We start from the raw sequence: 19,917 nt of genomic DNA on the forward strand, positions 1-19,917 counted from the left end.
AGGAGCGCGCTTGCACGCGATGGGTTGTGCCACCAGCGCCCCATCGTGCCCGCGCCCGGACGTGCCCTGCCTACACCACGCCTCCGCAACGCAGGCGGTACCAGCGATGGTGCTGCCGACGTTTCGCAGGAGGAATCTTGCAGGTGCGCGGGTGCGAGCGATGGGCTTTCCAGATGACGCCCGATCGCGCCCGAGGGCGCTCCTGCAGGGTTCATAGCCACATCGCGCTTCCGCAACGTGGGGGGCGCATCGCCCGTAAGGTTCGACGCGACCTGACGCATCGAAGGGCTAAGCTGGCCGCCCCCATTCGTAGCGGAGCGGTCCCATGAATCGACTCGACGGCAAGGTCTGCGTGGTCACCGGTGCGGCCAGCGGCATCGGCAAGCGCATCGCCGAGGTCTACGCCCAGGCGGGCGGCAAGGTGGTCATCGCCGATCTCAAGCTCGAGGCGGCCGAGGCGACCGCGACCGAAATCCGCAACGCCGGCGGCGATGCGCTGGCCGTGGCGATGGACGTCACCGACGAGGCCCAGGTGGTCGACGGCATCGCCAAGGTCGTCGCGCATTACGGCCAGGTAGATGTGCTGGTCTCGAACGCCGGCATCCAGATCGTCAACAAGGTCACCGACTTCAGCTACGCCGACTGGAAGAAGATGCTCGCCATCCATCTCGACGGCGCCTTCCTGACCACGCGCGAATGCCTGCGCGATATGGAAACGCGCAAGACCGGCGGGGCGATCATCTACATGGGCTCGGTGCATTCGCACGTGGCGTCGAAGCTCAAGGCGCCTTACGTCACCGCCAAGCATGGTCTGCTGGGCCTCGCCCGCACGGTCGCAAAAGAGGCCGCGGCCTATGGCGTGCGCGCCAACGTGATCTGCCCCGGCTTCGTGCGCACGCCGCTGGTCGACAAGCAGATTCCCGAGCAGGCGAAGGAACTGGGCATCAGCGAGGACGAGGTGATCCAGAACGTGATGCTCAAGGACACCGTCGATGGCGAATTCACGACCGTCGACGATGTCGCCAATGTCGCGCTGACGCTGGCCGCGTTCGAGACCAACGCGCTGACCGGCCAGAGTCTGGTGGTCAGCCACGGCTGGTATATGCAGTGAGCGCGGCCGCAGGCGTCGACGCAAAGATCTGCCGGCGCGTCGCGCGCTATCCAAGCGTCGCCCTGGTGCTGCAGGGCGGTGGCGCGCTCGGCGCCTACCAGTGTGGCGTCTACGAACGCCTGCACGAGGCCGGCATCGCGCCGAACTGGTTCGCCGGTATCTCGATCGGCGCGATCAACGCTGCGCTGCTGGCAGGCAATGCGCCCGAAGACCGGATCGCGGCCCTGCGCGCGTTCTGGGACGAAATCACCGAGCCGGCCGGTCCGTTCGCGTTGCCGGCAATGGCGGTGCGTACCGCGATCGCCGGCCTGCCCGAAGACCCCGCGTTGCTGTCCTGGGCGCGTGGCATGAGCGCTGCAGGCGCCATGCTGCAGGGCCAGCGCGGTTTCTTCGAAGCGCGCGCCCTGTCGCCGTTCCTGTTCGCCGACGGCAGCGACGCCGCGACCAGCTTCTACGACACCGCGCCCCTGCGCGACACGCTGCTGCGCCTGGTCGATTTCGAGCGCATCAACCGCGACCGCCACGTGTGCCTGACCGTCGGCGCCACCAGCGTGACCCGCGGCAACTTCCGCTATTTCGACAGCGCGCTGGAAGCCATCCGCGTCGAACACATCCTCGCTTCCGGCGCGCTGCCGCCGGCGTTTCCGGCCGTCGAGATCGACGGTGAGCCGTACTGGGACGGCGGCATCGTCTCCAACACGCCGCTGGAATACATCCTCGACTGCCGCCCGCACGAGGACACGCTCGCGTTCCAGGTCGACCTGTGGAGCGCGCGCGGCGCCGCGCCGCGGTCGATGCTGGACGTGCTGGAGCGCATGAAGGACATCCGCTTCTCCAGCCGCACGCGCCACGGCACCCAGATGGTCGAAGTCGCACAGAAGCTGCGCACCTCGCTGAAAGAACTGATCGAACGCTTGCCCGACCGCCGCCTGCCGGCGCATCTCGAAGACGCGCTGTCGCCGTATCTGGACGACCGCGTCTTCAACGTCGTCCATCTGATCTACCAGACCAGGCCGCATGAGCAGCAGAACAAGGACTACGCCTTCGGCCACATCCCGCTGCGCGAGCACTGGGACAGCGGCCGGCGCGACATGGATCGCACGTTGTCGCAGCCGCAGTATTTCGATCTGCCCGATCGCGCCATCGGCGTGGCCACGCACGACATCCATCGTCGGCGCAGCGCAGGCTGAGTGTCCGCGTCAACGCTGCGCGTCGAGCGGGGTGTCGCCTGCCGGAGGCGCATCGCGAACGCACCCACCGCGCGCCATCACGATGAAGGCCATCGCGCGACCTAGGGAGGACCCCAGCTGCCGCTTCCACACGCGCTGGATATCCTGAATGGGTCATCCCGCCACAGGTCCCGCATGAGCATCCAGCCGACTGCATCGCACGCGCCGTCCAGCCTTCCGCCACCCCCGACCAGCGAAGCCACACGCCATACGGTGCAGCCGGCGGAAAGCCTGACCCAGATCGCGAACCAGTACGGTGTATCGGCGCAGGACCTGCTCAAGGCCAATCCGCAGGTCAGCAATCCCGAGATGATCTATCCGGGCGACGGCCTGGTGATTCCGGCGCGCGTCAGCGACAGCAGCAGCCAGGGCGTGTCGATCTCCAACACCGGCGGCATCAGCGCGAACCAGGGCGCGCGCACCGACTCGCGCACCACGACCACCAGCGATGCCGGCACGGTGCACCAGTCGACGACGTCGACCAGCGGCAACGTCAGCGTCAATCCGGAGGCGGGTTCGGTCACCGCCTCGGGTGGCGTGGCGTTCAACGAGTCGGTCAAGAGCGCGAACGGCTACGGCGTCAGCTTCGGCGGGGGTGCGAACGCATCGATCAGTGGCGGCGTGAACACCGCCGACGGCGTGACCACCTACAAGGCGTCGAGCGACGTCTCGGTGTTCCTCAAGGGTGGTGTCAGCACGCCGCAGGCGGGCCTGGAGATCGGTCGCACCGAGGGCATCCGCGCGTCGTACCAGGTCGCGATGCCGTCCGATGCGGGCGTGGATCCGCTGTCGGTGAATCCGTTCGACCCGCAGTCGATGCCGGTCGGCACCACGGTGACGATGCACGGCTCGGACTACAGCACCAACGAATTCAAGGCGACCTTCCGCAACATCGCCACGCAGACGAAGGTGACCGACGAGACCGGTGTCAGCACCGTCGTCGCGCGCACCGGCGAAGACACCGTGCGCGTGACCGCGGGCCCGACCGAAGCGGTCAAGGCCTACAACGGCGTGGGCGTGGAATTCGGCGTCGGCAGCATCATGCTCGGCCGCAACGACAGCCTGTCGGGCGCCACGCTGCGCACCGCCGAGTTCGACCTGTCGAACGCAGCCGGACAGGCCGCGTACAACGACTTCCTCGCCACCGGCGCGTTGCCGGAGACCAACGGCAGCGGCGTGGCCAACGTCGCCACCGTCGAACGTCTCGACTACAGCTCGCAGACCCACCTCGGCGCCAAGCTGGGCCCGGTGAACCTGTCGCTGGACGGCGCCAAGAACACCGGCAACATGGTCGTCACCACGCACGCCGACGGCAGCGTCGAGCGCAACGTCGACCTGCAGTACTCGGGCAACGTGCCGATGAACATCAGCCAGCGCTGGGACGCGAACGGCAACGAGATCGCCGACGCCCGCGTCTACAGCTACGACGTCAAGGTGGACCAGAACAACGTGCAGTTGCTCAACGCCGCGCTGAGCGGCGGCCTCGACGGCGCACCGGTCAGCGAAGGCCAGACGGTGACGCTGGGCTTCAGCGAAACACAGATGTCCGCGCTGGCCGGGCAGACGTCCGCCGCCGTCGACAACGGCGCGCACATGAGCCTCGGCACCCTGCTCGGCTACATGAACACCGACGGCAGCTACCCGACGCCCGACGCCTGGGATTTCGCACTGTCGCTGGGTCGCAATCTCGGCAACAGCGATTACGGCCTGTCGGAGCGCCTGTTTTCGATCTCCGATGGCAGCACGGATGGCGGATTCGGCGACCGGACCTTCGCACGCATCGATGCGTCGGTGACGGCGCACGAGTGACGACCGAGCGGCGTGTCACGATGACATGCCGGTGTGAGATCAGGACGTCCTGTCGCGTTGCGGCGGGACGTTTTCGTTCGGGGAGGTGCGACGACGCTTCCGATCCGGTGCAGCGCCGCTGCCTGCCGCGCGGCGTGAGCATTTCGTACGGCGACATCCCAGAAACCACAGCTGGAAACACGTCACGACTGCGCAGTTCCAGACGCCCGCGTCATCCCGGCGAACGCCGGAAACGCGCCTCGACAGCGCAGAGCGCTGGTCATCCAGCGCCTTGCGGCTTCATGCGTTTTGACGACGCACTGCTGTGCAGCTGCCGCGCGCGAATACCTCTCCAAGGAAGACACTGGATGACCGGCCATCCGGCTGTTGCAAAACCGCCTCGGCGTTCGCCGGGATGACGGTCGAAGGTATCCCGCGACTCGCCACCCGCTTGTCATCAGCGATTCCCGCATTCGCTTTGACGAGCGAAACATCGGATGCCCGGACGCACGCCTCTTCTGTGCGGGTCTGGCTTTCGCCGAAGAGACAGCGGCTGCAGCCGACCTACCCCGGCCCTGCACCGGCCCGCACCGCCCCAGCGCAGCGGCCTGGGACGGCACGCTTACTCAGAACGGCTTCGCCAGCACCAGCCACACCACGCCGACCAGCAGCAGCACCGGGATCTCGTTGAACCAGCGCAATGCTTTCGTCGATGGCAGCGGACGGCCCTTGTCCACGCCCTTGAGCCAGCGTCCGGCAAAGACGAAATGCACCACCAGCAACACGACCAGCAGCAGCTTGGCGTGCAGCCAGCCTGCGCCGGTGCCCATCGGCGCCATCGTCGGGAAATCGGTGATCACCGTGTAGCCCATCCACAGCACCAGGCCCAGCAGCAGGGCGAGGCCCAGCATCACGTGGCCGAAGCGGTACAGGCGGCGGCCCATCAGCACCAGGCGCGCGCGCACGTCGACGGTGTCGCCGGCTTCGACCAGGTTGATCAGGATGCGCGGCAGATAGAACGCTGCGGCGATCCACGCCATGACGAACACGAGATGGAAGGTCTTGACCCACAGATAGGCTTGCATCGCGCTGGCTCCCTCGGCTGACGCACAAGGATCGCACGATCGTGCGCGCGAACCGTCGGCTGCGACACCCGGTCGCAGGACCCGTGCACCGCCTAGAATGCGCGTCCGACCCGCACCCGGCACATCGATGTCCAAGCAATACGACCGCGCCTACTTCGACCGCTGGTACCGCGCCGGCGACATCGGCGGGTCCGCGCGCCTGGCGCGCAAGGTCGCGCTGGCAGTGGCCACGGCCGAGTACCACCTGGAGCGTCCACTGCGCACGGTGCTGGACATCGGCTGCGGCGAAGGCGCGTGGCGCGCGCCGCTGCTCAAGCTGCGTCCGAAGGCGCACTACCTCGGCTTCGACGCCAGCGAGTACGCGGTCTCGCGCTTCGGCCGCGCGCGCAACCTGCACCACGCGCGCTTCGCCGATTTCGAAATGCTGCGGCCCTGCCCGCCGGTCGACCTGCTGATCTGCAGCGACGTGCTGCATTACCTCGAGACGCGGGAACTCGACCGCGGCCTGCCCGGTCTGGCCGAACTCACCGGCGGCGTGGCCTTCCTCGAATGCTTCACGCGCGTGGATGGCGCGGAGGGCGACGAGGACGGCTTCAAGCAACGACCGGCGCGGTTCTACCGCACGCGCTTCGCCGATGCCGGATTCAGCGCGCTGGGCTCGCATTGCTGGCTGTCCCCGCAGCTGGCCGGCACCGCGACGGCGCTCGAAACCGCCTGATCCAGCGGTTGTGCGGCCGCGGGCGCCGCCCGCAGCCGGCCCGGTCATTCACGGTCGATGCGCTATGCTGCGACGCAGCAACACCACTGACGGAATGCCGATGCTGTTCTACCAACTGCACGAAATGGGCCGCGCCTGGATGAAGCCGTGGACGCTGCTGGCCGATGCCAACGCCCGCGCGTTCGGCGCCGACAGCACGTGGCTGTCCACCCTGCCCGGCTCCGAGCAGGTCTCGGCCGCGAACGAGCTGATGTACCGCATCGGCAAGGACTACGTGAAGCCGGCGTTCGACATCCACGCGGTGGAGAACGACGACAACGAGCGCACCTATCCGGTGGTGCAGCTCGACGCGCTGGTCAAGCCGTTCTGCAAGCTGCTGCGCTTCAAGCGCTACACCGACGACCCGGCGCACCTCGACGTGATCAAGGTACAGCCGACGGTGCTGGTCGTCGCGCCGCTGTCGGGCCACCACTCGACGCTGCTGCGCGACACGGTGCGCACCCTGCTGCGCGACCACAAGGTCTACGTGACCGACTGGGTCGACGCGCGCATGGTGCCGGCCGAAGCGGGCGCGTTCTCGCTGGACGACTACGTCGCCTACATCGAGGAATTCATCCGCCACATCGGTGCCGACGACCTGCACGTGATCAGCGTGTGCCAGCCGACGGTGCCGGTACTCGCCGCCGTCTCGCTGATGGCCGCGCGCGGCGAAGCCACGCCGCGGTCGATGGTGATGATGGGCGGGCCGATCGACACCCGCGAATCGCCCACCGCAGTAAACAACCTGGCGACCGAAAAGCCGCTGTCGTGGTTCCAGGATCACGTCATCCACCCGGTGCCGATGAACTATCCGGGCCGCGGCCGCATGGTCTATCCCGGCTTCCTGCAGCACATGGGCTTCATGGCGATGAATCCCGAACGCCATCTCGAATCGCACTGGGATTTCTACCAGGACCTGGTGAAGGGCGACGACGACGATGCCGAGTCGCATCGCCGGTTCTACGACGAGTACAACGCCGTGCTCGACATGCCGGCCGATTACTACCTCGACACCATCCGCATCGTGTTCCAGCAGCACCTGCTGCCACGCGGCCGCTGGGTGGTCGCCGGCGAGCGCGTGGATCCGTCGAAGGTCACCGGCACGGCGCTGCTGACCATCGAGGGCGAGCTCGACGACATCTCCGGCGAAGGCCAGACCCAGGCCGCCCACACGCTGTGCACCGGCGTCGCCAAGGCGCAGCGCGCGCACATCACCGTCGAGGGCGCGGGCCACTACGGCATCTTCAGCGGCCGTCGCTGGCGCAACCTGGTGTATCCGCAGGTCCGCGACTTCATCGCCGCACACGCTCGGCCCGTCGCGGCGCAGGCCAAGGCGCCGGCCAAGGCGAAGACCGCCCCGCGCAAGCGCAGTCCCGGCGCCCGCAAAACGCCCTGACGACGGAAACCGGTCCGGCGTTCGCGCCCGGACGTCGCGCAAAGAAAAACCCTCCCCCGTCGCCGGGGGAGGGTTTCTTCTGGTCAGCGCTCAGCCGGGATCAGGCGCGCGTATCGCGACGTCCGGCCTGGGCACGGGCTGCGCCGGCGCCTGCACCCGCACGGTGCTGCTTGGGACCGGCATGCGCATGCGCACTGCGATCCGCCGGCTTGCCGTGGCCGCGGTGGCCCGCTGCCTTGCGCGGCGCGCGCTCGCCACCGGGCTTCTGCTCACCCATGCGTGCACCCGGACGACCAGCGGACGGCTGGCGACGCTGGCCGCCACCGTTCTTCGGGATCGGCGTGTCGAGACGCACCGGCTGGCTCGGCTCGAAGCCGGGCACGGCGGTCAGGTCGATCTCGGCCTTGAGCATGCGCTGGATCTGGCGCAGCAGACCGCCCTCTTCCGGCGACACCAGCGACAGCGCCTCACCGGTCGAACCGTTGCGGCCGGTACGGCCGATGCGGTGCACGTAGTCCTCGGCGACCATCGGCAGATCGTGGTTGATCACCAGCGGCAGGTTCGGAATGTCGAGACCGCGCGCGGCGACGTCGGTGGCGACCAGGATGCGGGCACGACCGGACTTGAACGCATCCAGCGCCTTCTGGCGCTGCGCCTGGCTCTTGTTGCCGTGGATCGCGACCGCCGGCAGGCCGGACTCGGCCAGCTGTTCGGCCAGACGGTTGCAGCCGTGCTTGGTCTTGCCGAACACCAGCACCTGGTCGGTGTGGCGCTTGGACAGCAGGTCGACCAGCAGGTCGCGCTTGCGGCTGTTGTCGACCGGGTGGGCACGGTGCGCGATGGTGTCGGCGATCGTGCTGTTCTGCGCCACCTGCACCTGCTTGGGATCGCGCATGAACTCCAGCGCCATCGCCTTGATGCGCGGCTCGAACGTGGCCGAGAACAGCAGCGTCTGACGCGCCTTCGGCACGCGGTTCATGATGCGCTTCATCTGCGGCAGGAAGCCCATGTCGAGCATGCGGTCGGCTTCGTCGAGCACCAGGATCTCGACCGCGTCCAGCTTGGCGTGGCCGCTGTCCATATGGTCGAGCAGACGGCCCGGGCACGCGATCAGCACGTCGACGCCGCGGCGCAGATTGTCGATCTGCGGCTGCATGCCGGCGCCACCGAAGATCGTCGTGACGTTCAGGCGCAGATGGCGGCCGTAGGTCTTGAGGTTCTCGGCGACCTGCACCGCGAGCTCGCGGGTCGGCACCAGGATCAGCGCGCGCGGCTTGCGCGGACCCTTGGGCGGGGTTTCCTTGGCGAGGCGCTGCAGCAGCGGCAGGCCGAACGCGGCGGTCTTGCCGGTACCGGTCTGGGCGCCGCCCAGGACGTCGTTGCCGTCGAGGACCAGCGGAATCGCCTGTTCCTGGATCGGGGTGGGGGTGTTGTAGTCGTTTTCGGCAAGCGCGCGCAGCAACGCGGGCGACAGCCCGAGGGTTTCGAACGTGGTCATGTGGTGCTCCTGTAAACCAGGTCACGCTGCGGCGGTCCGCAAATGACGGACGACAGCCGACAGGCCGTGACGATGGCAATGGACCCGGAGCTATCCCTGAACCGCGCTGCGAGTACCGATGTGACGGTGACGGGAAACGACCCGGACCGTGTCTGCGCGACGAAAGACGTGCGGGGGTAAGAACCGTGGCGGCGCTGTGCGCCGGCGGCATACCAGGATCGTGACCTCGGGTCCGGAAGGACTTTCGGTGGGCGACCGCGCTGCAGAACCCGCCCAGTCTACGTCAATGCGGCGCCGCGCGCTGGGGACGGGGTGCCTGCCGCTCGCCGGCCGCTCAGATTCAGGGATGCAGCATCCCTGCGCGGGCGCTGGGCGGCCCGCCCCCGCTGTGGCACGCTCCCGCCATCGACCCCGGCACGTCGCGGTGCGCGGTGCATCCTCTTCCGGCAGGTGTGCGGCGCCCGGCGCGCGCGCCATGCCGGCACAGAGATGCGGCCACTGGCGTTCCGCGGCGGTCGACTGTCGTATTCCAAGCACATCATTCGCCTGCGTCGACGGCCTGCCCGGTCATCGGCGCCGGCTTCGAGGACGCAAGCCCATGGCGGATGCCGCGCACGAAACCACCAGCCAGCTGATCCAGGTCGTCGCCCTGCTGGGCGCCGCCGTCGTCGCGGTGCCCCTGTTCCGCAAGCTCCGGCTCGGCTCGGTGCTCGGCTATCTGGCCGCGGGTCTGGCGATCGGTCCGTTCGGCTTCGGCTGGTTCTCCGATCCCGAGTCGATTCTCCACGTCGCCGAACTCGGCGTGGTGATGTTCCTGTTCGTCATCGGCCTGGAAATGCGGCCCTCGCATCTGTGGAGCCTGCGCCGGCAGATCTTCGGCCTCGGCGCGCTGCAGATCATCCTCAGCATCACCGCGCTGACCCTGCTCGGCGCGGCGTTCGGCTTTCCGTGGCCGATCGCCTTCGTCGGTGCGTCCGGCTTCGTCATGACGTCGACCGCGGTGGTGATGCAGCTGCTGTCCGAACGCGGCGAGATCGCCCTGCCCCACGGCCAGAAGATCGTCTCGGTGCTGCTGTTCGAGGATCTGCTGATCGTGCCGCTGCTGGCGTTGATCGCGTTCCTCGCGCCGACGCCCGAGGCCGCCGTCGATGCGCCGTCGCGCTGGATGTCGATCGCCATCGGCATCGGCTCGCTGGTCGCGCTGATCGTCGCCGGCATCTATCTGCTCAATCCGATGTTCCGCATCCTCGCCGCGGCCAAGGCGCGCGAAGTCATGACCGCCGCCGCGCTGCTGGTGGTGCTGGGCGCGGCGCTGCTGATGCAGCTCGGCGGCCTGTCGATGGCGATGGGCGCATTCCTCGCCGGCGTGCTGCTGTCGGAATCCTCGTTCCGGCACCAGATCGAAGCCGACATCGAACCCTTCCGCGGCATCCTGCTGGGCCTGTTCTTCCTCGGCGTCGGCATGGCGCTGAACCTGACGGTGGTTGCGGCCAACTGGCCGTTGATCGTCGGCGGTGTGTTCGCGGCGATGGCGACCAAGGCGCTGTGCATCTACCTCGTCGCGCGCGTGACGCGCAGTTCGCATCCCGAAGCGCTCGAGCGCGCGGTGCTGATGGCGCAGGGCGGCGAGTTCGCCTTCGTGCTGTTCTCCACCGCCGCCGCGACGGGTCTGATCGACGCCGAGGTCAATGCCAACTTCACCGCGATCGTCGTGCTGTCGATGGCGCTGACGCCGCTGGTCGTGCTGGCGACGCAGCGCTTCATCGTCAAGGCCAAGGCCGCGCGGCCCGACGACGTGGAAGACGTCGAGAACCAGAGCGGCAGCGTGCTGATCATCGGCTTCGGCCGCTTCGGCCAGGTCATGAGCCAGTCGCTGCTGGCGCGCGATGTCGACGTCACGATCATCGACACCGACATCGAGATGATCCAGAGCGCGGCCGAGTTCGGCTTCAAGGTCTACTACGGTGACGGCACCCGCCTCGACGTGCTGCATGCCTCGGGCGCCCGCACCGCGCGCGCGATCGCGATCTGCATCGACGATCGCGAGGCCGCCGACCGCATCGTCGAACTCGCCCAGCACGAGTTCGCGCAGGCCAAGCTGCTGGTCCGCTCCTTCGATCGCGAACACTCACTGCGTCTGGTCAATGCCGGCGTCGATTTCCAGATCCGCGAGACCTTCGAATCGGCGGTGCAGTTCGGCGCCGCAGTGCTGCGCGAACTCGACGTGTCCGAGGAGGACGCCGACACGATCGCCGAGCAGGTCCGCCGCCTCGATGCCGAGCGCTTCGAGCTGGAGACCGCCAGCAACGACACCCGCGCCGGCATTCCGCTGATCATCAAGAACACCAGTGCGCCCGGGCCGAAGCCGACCCCGCTGACGCGTCCGCGCCGCGAGAGCCGCACGTTGAACACCGGACCGGGCGAACCCCGGACCGGGCCGGACTGACCCGTCCGCGGCCGGCCGCCATCGCAGAATCCGCGCCCCCGCACTGTGCCGAATCGGGCCGGATGGCCCATGACCTTCGACACCCTCAGCGCCCCGCCGCCGGGCGTAGAGTGCGGCCGAACCGGACGGCTGCCGTCCGGCGTTCTTTCCTCCGTGGAGTTCCCGCCGTGACCGCTTCCCCCAAACGCCTGTTCCTGACCTGCGCCGTCGTGCTTGCGCTGTCCGCCTGTGGCAAGGATTCCGAGGCGCCTGCTGCACCCGCCGCGGCGCCTGCGCCTGCCGACGCCGCGACTGCGCTGACGCTCGACGAGAGCACGCTGCCGCCCTACAACCGGTTCCTGATCGGCGATCTCGACACCAGCAAGAACGCCTGCGTCGACTTCGGCGGTTACGTCAACGGCCAGTGGCTGGCCGCCAACGCCATCCCCGGCGACCGCACCTCGTGGGGCGCGTTCGAGATGCTGGACGAGCGCTCGACCGCCGTGCAGCACCAGCTTGCGCAGCAGGCCGCCAGCGATGCGAACGCCAGCGGCGTGGAGAAGCTGGTCGGCGATTTCTGGGCGACCGGCATGGACGAGGCCAAGATCAATGCCCAGGGCATTACGCCGCTGCAGGCCGAACTCGCCTCGATCGACGCGCTGACCGACACCGCATCCGTCGTCGAGTGGCTGCGGTCGACCGCCGCCAAGGGCCAGGGCTTCCTGTGGGGCATCGGCGCGATGCCGGACTTCAAGGATTCCTCGGTCAACATCGCCGCGACCGGCCAGGGCGGCCTCGGCCTGCCCGACACCACGTACTACACCGCCGCCGACAAGGCCGGCATCCGCGAGGCCTACGTCGCGCACATCGCCAAGGTGCTCGAACTGTCGGGCACGCCTGCCGACCAGGCGCAGGCCCAGGCCACACAGGTGCTGGCATTCGAAACCCGCATCGCCAAGGCGTCGAAGTCGCGCGAGGAGTTCTCGCGCAACGTCGAGCTGTACTACAACCCGATCAGCGTGGCCGATGCCGACAAGCTGACGCCGAACTTCCCGTGGACCGCGTTCTTCGAATCGCAGGGCGTCGCGGTGCCGGCGACGTTCTCGCTGTCGGTGCCGTCGTTCCACCAGGAAGTCGACAAGATGCTGGTCGACGTGCCGGTGGACCAGTGGAAGAGCTACCTGCGGTTCCACGTCGTTGATGGCGCGTCGCCGTATCTGTCGGACGCATTCGCGCAGCAGAACTACGATTTCTACAACAAGACCCTGAGCGGCCAGCAGGAGATCGAGCCGCGCTGGAAGCGCGTGCTCGGCACCGTCGACAGCCAGGTCGGCGAGGCCATGGGCCAGCTGTACGTGCAGGTCGCGTTTCCGGCCGAATCCAAGGCCAAGATGGAAGCGCTGATCAGGAACCTCAGCGACGCCCTGAAGCTGCGCATCGAGAATCTCGAGTGGATGAGCGCCGAGACCAAGCAGAAGGCGCTGGAGAAGTGGAACACCTTCGAGCCGCGCGTCGGCTATCCGGACAAGTGGCGTGACTGGGCGGGGCTGAGCACCGGCCGCGACAGCTACATCGGCAACGTCATGGCCGCGACCGAATACAACTACCGCTGGGACCTCGGCAAGATCGGCAAGCCGGTCGACAAGAGCGAATGGGGCATGCGCCCGCAGACGGTCAACGCGTCCTACAACCCGCTGGCCAACCAGCTGACGTTCCCGGCCGCGATCCTGCAGCCGCCGTTCTTCGATCCCGACGCGACCGACGAGATGAACTACGGCGGCATCGGTGCGGTGATCGGCCACGAGATGACCCACGGCTACGACGACCAGGGCGCGCGCTTCGGTCCGACCGGCAACATGGAGAACTGGTGGACCGAGGCCGACATGACCGGCTTCAAGGCGCGCACCGGCCGTCTGGTCCAGCAGTTCAACGACTACACGTTGCCCGATGGCCGCGCGCTCAACGGCAACCACACGCTGGGCGAGAACATCGCCGATCTCGGCGGCCTGGCCACCGCGTACGACGCGATGCGCAAGGCGGCCGGCGACACGCCCGACCCGATGACCGACGGCCTCACCCGCGACCAGCGCTTCTTCCTGAGCTGGGCCACGGTGTGGCGCCGCAACTTCACGCCCGAAGAGCTGACCAAGCGCCTGGCGACCGACGAGCACGCGCTGTCGTCGTTCCGCGCCATCGCCGCGCCGTCGAACCTGCCGGCCTTCGCCGCCGCGTTCGAGTGCAAGGCCGGCGATCCCATGGTCCGCGGCGGCGAGCAGCAGGTCGTCATCTGGTGATCCACGCGCCACGATGACCCCGGAAAGCCCGGCAGCGATGCCGGGCTTTTTCGTGTCCGCTCTTCCACCCGGCGATGCGCCGACACGGCGTGCGTCAGCCCCGCCGGTCCAGTGTGACCTGCACGCGCGCACGCCTCTCCGGAGGCCGGTCGACGCCCTGCACCGACGCGGCGCGCATGCGTGCGAAACCGCCCGGTTCCGCCCGGCGCGGCTTGCTAGACTTGCGGGATTCATGCCCATGGACTCCGCAATGCCGATCCAGCACACGCTCGCCCGCCCCGCCCTGCTCGCCGCTTCGATCGCCCTGCTGGTCGGCCTGAGCGCCGATGCCGACGCCCAGCAGCGCCGCCGCGCCGCGCAGCCCAAGGGTCCGCCGCCGGTCACCGCCTGCAGTGACCTCTACACCTTCGTCAACAAGGACTGGCTGGCCGCGAACGTGCTGGTCGCCGGTCAGGGCACGCGTTCGGCGTTCGGCGAGCTGCAGGCCACGGCCGTGCAGCAGCAGCACGACCTGTTGAATGCCGCGATGACGTCGCCGCAGAACGACGTGCAGCGCCTGCTGGGCGACTTCTGGGCCAGCGGTCTGGACGAAGCCGCCGTCGAGGCCGACGGCGCCAAGCCGATCGCCCCGCTGATCGCGCGCATCGACGGCATCCGCCGCACCCGCGACATCGCGCCGGCGATCGCCGCGCTGCACCAGGTCGGCATCCCGGTCCTGTTCGAATTCGGCGCCGAAGCCGATCTCGCGGATCTGGGCCGGCACCTCGGCTACTTCGTCCAGGGCGGCCTCGGTCTGCCCGATCCGGCGTACTACAGCCGCGGCGACGCCGAGACCCAGCAGATCGTGTCGCAGTACACCCAGTACGTGCGCAACATCCTGGCGCTGACCGGCACCGCCGAAGACCGTCTGGATGCGGAGACCGAACTGGTGCTCGACCTGGAGCGCCGCATCGCCGCCGCCTCGCGTCCGCTGGCCGACATCCGCGATCCGCGCACGCAGTACGCGCTGGTCAACACCGCCGATCTGGGCAAGCAGTACCGCCGCCTGCAGCTGGGCGAATTCCTCACCGCGCAGGGCGTGCAGTCCGAGCAGGTCTCGCTGGCGAACCCGGCGCTGTTCCAGCAGCTCGACACGCTGGTCAACTCGCTCAAGCCCGAACAGTGGAAGGCGTATCTGCGCTTCCACATCGGCGATGCGATGGCGCCGTACCTGGCGAAGAGCTTCCGCGACGCCGAGTTCGATTTCCACGGCCGCATCCTGCGAGGCGAGAGCGCGCAGCCGACCCGCCAGCAGCTGGTGCTGGGCGCGATCAACCGCGCCGCCGGCCCGATGATGTCGCGCGAATACGTCGCCCGTCACCTGCCGGACACGACGCGCGCCCGTGCCGACACGATCGCCGGCGAAGTGCGGGACGCCCTCGTCCGCGGCGTCGAGCGCAGCGCGTGGATGAGCGACGCGGCCAAGACCGAAGCCAAGGCCAAGCTCGCCGGCCTGCGCATCGAGATCGGCGCACCGGTCGAGGACATCGACTACACGGTGCAGCCGATGGGCCGTGGCAGCTTCGGCGGCAACATGCTGATCGCCGCGACCTGGCGTCATGCGCAGGAAATGCGCCGCATCGGCCAGACCAACGCCGCGCGTCGCTGGGACGTGCTGCCGCAGACGCCGGCCCTCGCCTATGACACGGCGCAGAACCGCCTGATCGTCTCGGCCGCGGTGCTGCAGGCACCGGTGCTCGACATCGCTGCCGACAACGCCAGCCACTACGGCACCTTCGGTGCGCTGGTCGGCCACGAGCTGAGCCGCGCGGTCGACATCAAGGGCAAGTTCGTCGACAGCACGCAGACGGTGCGCACCTGGTGGACGCCGGCCGACGACGCCGCGTGGCTGCAGGCGACCGATCGCCTGGTCGCGCAGTACAACGCCTATCCGTATCCGGGCCTGACCGCGGTCAACGTCAACGGTGCCCTGACCCGCGACGAGAACGCGGCGGACTTGGCCGGCGTGGAACTGGCCTGGGACGCGCTGCTGCGCGCCAACCCGGAACTGGCCAAGGAAGGACGCGAGGCCTTCTTCCGCGGCTGGGCGCAGCTGTGGCGTCAGCAATCGGCCGCCGACACCGCGACCCGCACGGCAGCGACCGCCGTGCAGGCGCCGGGCCAGTGGCGTGCCAACGGTCCGGTGTCGAACCTGCCGGCCTTCAGCGAGACCTTCGCCTGCAAGCCGGCCGATGCGATGGTCCGTGCGAGCGCCGACCAGGTCCTGATCTGGCGCTGAGCCGCGCAGGCCACCGCCGGCTCACGAAGCGCGCCCGATCCGGGCGCGCTTTTTTTATGTGCCGACGCCGGCATCGGGATCCGGGATGGACGCCGCCGCTTTGCGGTCGCGGTCATGCGCCGCACCGGTCATGCGTCAGGACGCGGGTGCAGACGTGAGCGTCGGGACAGAAGACGGAGGCCGGTTGCCTCGGCCCTGTCGACGCAGCCGCGCAGGAAGATCGAAAGAGCGGCTACAGACAGAGCACCGTCCGATCGGGAAACGCGTGCGTGCGAACGTGGCGCGTCACGCGTCGATTGATCGAACGAAATCCCGGGACGTACGGGTCAGGCCCGACCCCGTGCAGCCTCTACACGCGACATCCACCGGACAGCGCCAGGCGGGACCGCTCGTACGCCCTCAGAGCCTGCGCACGTGGCCGCGGCGGCGGTTGAACGGCGGACGGCCGCGCCAGTGCTGGATCAGCAGCCAGCCGAACAGCATGCCGCCGAGGTGCGCGAAGTGGGCGACGCCCGAGCGCGTGCCGGTGATGCCGAGTACCAGCTCGACGAGGCCGTAGACGATGACCAGGGTGCGTGCGCGCATCGGGATCGGCGGGAACAGCAGCATGATCCGCTGGTTCGGGAACAGCAGGCCATAGGCCAGCAGCAAGCCGAACACGCCGCCCGAAGCGCCCAGCGTGGGATACGGATACGCGCCCTGCGACAGCGCCCAGGTCACGACTGCCAGCTGGCACAGCCCGGCCCCGACCACGCACACCAGGTAGTAGGTGACGAAGCGCTTCGTGCCCCAGGTGTATTCGAGCTGCGAACCGAACATCACCAGCGCCAGCATGTTGAAGATCAGGTGCGCCAGATTGCGCGGGTCGTGCATGAAACCGTAGGTCACCAGCTGCCACGGCTGGAAGCCGAGTCCGCCCACATCCGCGCCGCCGATCGGCCACAGCATCATCGGCGCCAATGCGCCGCCGATCGCCAGCTGCAGCAGGAAGACGACGATATTGATGGCCAGGATCGCTTTGACGGCCTGCGGCAACCTCGGGAACATCCGGACTCCTTGTTCGTGCGGCGTCATGATACCGGGCGCATCGCCCGACGATGTCGCCGCCGCGTCATCGCGTGCCGGGTGGACCCCACAGCAGCGCGTCCTCGTCCCGCGCCGGCATGCGCACGCGGCCGTTGTGCACGACCACGCCCTCCTCGCGCAGTCGTCTGACCTGTTCGTCGAAACCCGGCGAGCCGCGCGGGATCGCGATCGCACCGTCGCTGCGCACGATGCGGTGCCAGGGCAACGTGGGATGGGGATGGTCGCGCAGTACGCGCGCGACCATCCGCGCCCGTCCCGGCAGGCCGGCGCGACGCGCGATGTGTCCGTAGCCCGCGACCTCACCGCGCGGCACGGCGCGGATCGCGGCGAGGATGCGGGCGACCGGATCGGACGGGGCGGCAGGCGGGGTCATGGCCGCAGGATAGACGGATGCCATCGAAGCGAGCGCCAACGCGTGCCGCCGTCGGCGGACAAACGCCTCAGGCCAACAGTGCGCGCATCAGCGCCAGTCCGGCGAACAGGCCGCCGATCGAGAGCACGACGGAGCCCAGCAAATACACCGCCGCCAGGCCGGGCTGCCCCCGTTCGTACAGCAGAACGGCGTCCAGCGAAAACGCCGAGAACGTGGTGAAGCCGCCGAGCACGCCGGTGGTCAGGAACAGGCGCGCCGATGGCGCCAGCTCGCCGCGTACGGCGAACCACGCCACCATCATGCCCATCAGGCACGAGCCGAGCACGTTGATGCACAGGGTGCCGTAGGGAAACTGCGCGCCCGGGCCGCGCAACGCGAACAGGTTCACGCCGTGGCGCAGCGCCGCGCCGAGGCCGCCACCCAGAAAAACCAGCAGGAACTGATGCACGTCGGACGCTCCAACGGCGCGCGGCGCGCCGGTCGCGGAATCATACGCGCGGGTCGCGCGACCTCCGGGCTGACCGCTGTTCCGGAGCGCGCGACGCCTGCATCGGGATCATCCGATCCGGCATCGCCTCGGGGGCAGCGGGTTTCGACCTCCGCATCGCGTGCACGGACGACTCCGGAATCGGGCCGGAAGCGCGGCTTCACGACCGGCAAGCGGGAGATCCCACTCCATAGTCGCGGCACTCATGCGCGTTGCAGGGCGCCGCATCCTGCGGATCACAGAAGCGGGACGACCGCAGCCGCCCGCCCCGCCTCAGACCCAGCCCGCGTGATGGAACAGGCGGAACAGACCGTAGGCGATGCCGCCGGACATCGGGATCGTCAGGATCCACGCCCAGACCATCTTGTTGACCACCGTCCACTTGATCGCGTTGAGACGCTTGGCCGTGCCCACGCCCATGATCGCGGTGGAGATGTTGTGCGTGGTCGAGACCGGAATGCCCAGCGACGACGCGGCCAGGATCACCGACGCGGCGCTGGTTTCCGCGGCGAAGCCGTGAATCGGATGCAGCTTGACCAGCTTGTGACCCAGCGTCTTGATGATGCGCCAGCCGCCCGCGGCGGTGCCGGCGGCCATGACCACGGCGCAGGTGATCTTGATCCACAGATCAATATCGCCTTCGGCCAGTGCGGCCTCCGACGGGTGCAGGAATGCCAGCCAGCCCGGCAGGTTGTCCAGCGTGCCGACGCTCTGCGCGCTGACCAGGGTCAGGGCGACGATGCCCATGGTCTTCTGCGCATCGTTCATGCCGTGCGCGAAGCCCATGCCGGCGGCCGAGACGATCTGGCTCTTGCCGAAGAAGGCATTGACCCAGCGCGGCCGCGCAATGCGCGCCAGCACGCCACCGCTGCGCGCCATCATCGAGATGCCGAAGAACAGCACGCCCATCATCAGAAAGCCCGTGGCGAAGCCGAGAACGGGTGACGTGACCATGGGCACGACGACTTTCCACAGTACGCCGGCGCTGTGCCAGACCGGCTCGGCCGGCTCCGACCAGATCACCACGTCGAAATTGTTCGAGGCCGCGGCCAGCGCGGCGCCGATCAGGCCGCCGATCAGCGCATGCGAGGACGACGACGGCAGGCCGAACCACCACGTGATCAGGTTCCAGATGATGCCGCCGAGCAGCGCGCACAGGATCAGCTGCGAGCCGACGTCGATGACGCCGGCATCGATCAGGCCCGACGAGATGGTCTTGGCCACCGCGGTGCCCATCAGCGCGCCGATCAGGTTCATCGACGCCGCCAGGCCGACAGCCTGCATCGGCGACAGCACCTTGGTCGCGACCACGGTCGCGATGGAGTTGGCGGTGTCGTGGAACCCGTTGATGTATTCGAACACCAGCGCGGTTGCGACCACGATCAGCACGAGGGTCAGCATGTTCTGGAATCCGTCAGGAGTTCTTGAGCACGATCTCGTAGGCGACCACGCCTGCCTCGCGGCAGCGGTCGATCGCCTTTTCGAGAATCTCGAAGAATTCCTTGAGCAGGAACATCTGCAGCGGATCCAGCCTGCCGGAGTAGATGTCGCGGTAGAGCTCGAGCATCAGCCGGTCGGCCTCGTTCTCCAGCGCGCGCAGCTCGTCGTTGAGCGCCTTCATCGGCTCGAGCTTCATGCTGCGCAGCGCGCGCACCATCTTTACCACCACCGCCGAGGCCTGTTCCAGCATCGCCGCGCGCGGCGCGAAATCGATGTGCTCCAGATGCTGGGTGGCCAGCGAGTAGCGATCGGCGAACTTCTCGATCTGCTTGGGAATCTTGTACAGCGCCGAGCCCAGCGCCTCGATGTCCTCACGCTCGATCGGCGTGATGAAGCTGTCGACCAGGGCCTGGCTGATCTTGTCCGAGGTCTCGCGCTCGCGCATGCGCGCCAGCTTGAAGGCGTCGAGCGCGGGCTGGCGGTCGGATTCGCGCAGCATCGCGTGCAGGGCCTTCGCGCTGTCGTGCGCCGCCACCGCGGCCTCTTCGAGCAACGTATAGAACTGGTTGCCTTGGCCGAACATCGTTTGCAGGGAGAACATGCTGCCGCCTCGTATCCGCGCGCCCGCGGGACGGGGCGCTTGCGCAGGTCGCGAATTATGACGGTTCGA

15 protein-coding genes are annotated in these 19,917 nt (G+C 68.3%); 8 read left to right on the forward strand and 7 right to left on the reverse strand.

Going from position 1 to position 19,917, the window contains the following annotated elements; genetic code table 11:
* The first annotated feature begins 325 nt into the window (after window positions 1-325).
* The 3 genes from AC3A5K_RS09055 to AC3A5K_RS09065 all read left to right on the forward strand — a co-directional run bounded on the left by AC3A5K_RS09055 (window position 326) and on the right by AC3A5K_RS09065 (window position 4,149).
* A complete protein-coding gene (locus tag AC3A5K_RS09055) occupies window positions 326-1,111 on the forward strand; it encodes a 3-hydroxybutyrate dehydrogenase (RefSeq protein WP_487617197.1) in 786 nt (261 codons plus the stop codon).
* The gene (locus AC3A5K_RS09060) at window positions 1,108-2,301 is read left to right on the forward strand and encodes a patatin-like phospholipase family protein (protein WP_487617198.1); all 1,194 of its coding nucleotides are present in this window, start codon (window positions 1,108-1,110) and stop codon (window positions 2,299-2,301) included. The genes AC3A5K_RS09055 and AC3A5K_RS09060 overlap by 4 nt, the downstream gene beginning before the upstream one ends.
* A 174-nt stretch (window positions 2,302-2,475) precedes the next feature.
* Complete coding sequence (locus AC3A5K_RS09065) at window positions 2,476-4,149, forward strand: LysM peptidoglycan-binding domain-containing protein (protein WP_487617199.1); 1,674 nt, start codon at window positions 2,476-2,478, stop codon at window positions 4,147-4,149.
* A 605-nt stretch (window positions 4,150-4,754) separates the two neighbouring features.
* On the opposite strand, the gene AC3A5K_RS09070 is transcribed toward AC3A5K_RS09065, so the two are convergent.
* A complete protein-coding gene (locus tag AC3A5K_RS09070) occupies window positions 4,755-5,213 on the reverse strand; it encodes a HemJ family protein (RefSeq protein WP_487617200.1) in 459 nt (152 codons plus the stop codon).
* Between the two features lie 127 nt (window positions 5,214-5,340).
* Here AC3A5K_RS09070 and AC3A5K_RS09075 point away from each other — a divergent pair, with 127 nt between their 5' ends.
* Window positions 5,341-5,931: a class I SAM-dependent DNA methyltransferase gene (locus tag AC3A5K_RS09075; RefSeq protein WP_487617201.1), complete on the forward strand. Its 591-nt coding sequence runs from the start codon at window positions 5,341-5,343 to the stop codon at window positions 5,929-5,931.
* 67 nt (window positions 5,932-5,998) lie between these two features.
* Complete coding sequence (locus AC3A5K_RS09080) at window positions 5,999-7,366, forward strand: polyhydroxyalkanoate depolymerase (protein ID WP_487617723.1); 1,368 nt, start codon at window positions 5,999-6,001, stop codon at window positions 7,364-7,366.
* 100 nt (window positions 7,367-7,466) lie between these two features.
* On the opposite strand, the gene AC3A5K_RS09085 is transcribed toward AC3A5K_RS09080, so the two are convergent.
* Window positions 7,467-8,864 (reverse strand): DEAD/DEAH box helicase, encoded by a 1,398-nt coding sequence (locus AC3A5K_RS09085; RefSeq protein WP_487617202.1) that lies wholly within the window; start codon window positions 8,862-8,864, stop codon window positions 7,467-7,469.
* A 598-nt stretch (window positions 8,865-9,462) separates the two neighbouring features.
* Here AC3A5K_RS09085 and AC3A5K_RS09090 point away from each other — a divergent pair.
* The 3 genes from AC3A5K_RS09090 to AC3A5K_RS09100 all read left to right on the forward strand — a co-directional run bounded on the left by AC3A5K_RS09090 (window position 9,463) and on the right by AC3A5K_RS09100 (window position 15,861).
* Complete coding sequence (locus AC3A5K_RS09090) at window positions 9,463-11,310, forward strand: monovalent cation:proton antiporter-2 (CPA2) family protein (RefSeq protein WP_487617203.1); 1,848 nt, start codon at window positions 9,463-9,465, stop codon at window positions 11,308-11,310.
* A 167-nt stretch (window positions 11,311-11,477) separates the two neighbouring features.
* A complete protein-coding gene (locus AC3A5K_RS09095; RefSeq protein ID WP_487617204.1) occupies window positions 11,478-13,583 on the forward strand; it encodes a M13 family metallopeptidase in 2,106 nt (701 codons plus the stop codon).
* Window positions 13,584-13,821: 238 nt separating this feature from the next.
* Window positions 13,822-15,861 carry a M13 family metallopeptidase gene (locus tag AC3A5K_RS09100; protein ID WP_487617205.1) on the forward strand — a complete coding sequence of 680 codons (2,040 nt, stop codon included), beginning with the start codon at window positions 13,822-13,824 and terminating at the stop codon, window positions 15,859-15,861.
* A 399-nt stretch (window positions 15,862-16,260) separates the two neighbouring features.
* Here the strand turns inward: AC3A5K_RS09100 and AC3A5K_RS09105 are convergent, their stop codons facing one another.
* The 5 genes from AC3A5K_RS09105 to AC3A5K_RS09125 all read right to left on the reverse strand — a co-directional run bounded on the left by AC3A5K_RS09105 (window position 16,261) and on the right by AC3A5K_RS09125 (window position 19,848).
* On the reverse strand, window positions 16,261-16,908 hold the full coding sequence (locus AC3A5K_RS09105; protein WP_487617206.1) for a rhomboid family intramembrane serine protease: 648 nt from the start codon (window positions 16,906-16,908) through the stop codon (window positions 16,261-16,263).
* 64 nt (window positions 16,909-16,972) lie between these two features.
* Window positions 16,973-17,320: an MGMT family protein gene (locus tag AC3A5K_RS09110; RefSeq protein ID WP_487617207.1), complete on the reverse strand. Its 348-nt coding sequence runs from the start codon at window positions 17,318-17,320 to the stop codon at window positions 16,973-16,975.
* A 67-nt stretch (window positions 17,321-17,387) separates the two neighbouring features.
* Window positions 17,388-17,768, reverse strand: a complete 381-nt coding sequence (gene crcB / locus AC3A5K_RS09115) for a fluoride efflux transporter CrcB (protein WP_487617208.1) — start codon at window positions 17,766-17,768, stop codon at window positions 17,388-17,390.
* A 312-nt stretch (window positions 17,769-18,080) separates the two neighbouring features.
* Window positions 18,081-19,208 (reverse strand): anion permease, encoded by a 1,128-nt coding sequence (locus AC3A5K_RS09120; protein ID WP_487617209.1) that lies wholly within the window; start codon window positions 19,206-19,208, stop codon window positions 18,081-18,083.
* Window positions 19,209-19,221: 13 nt separating this feature from the next.
* A complete protein-coding gene (locus tag AC3A5K_RS09125; protein WP_487617210.1) occupies window positions 19,222-19,848 on the reverse strand; it encodes a DUF47 domain-containing protein in 627 nt (208 codons plus the stop codon).
* Between the last annotated feature and the right edge of the window lie 69 nt (window positions 19,849-19,917).

This window comes from Luteimonas sp. Soil_C_5, assembly GCF_057656615.1.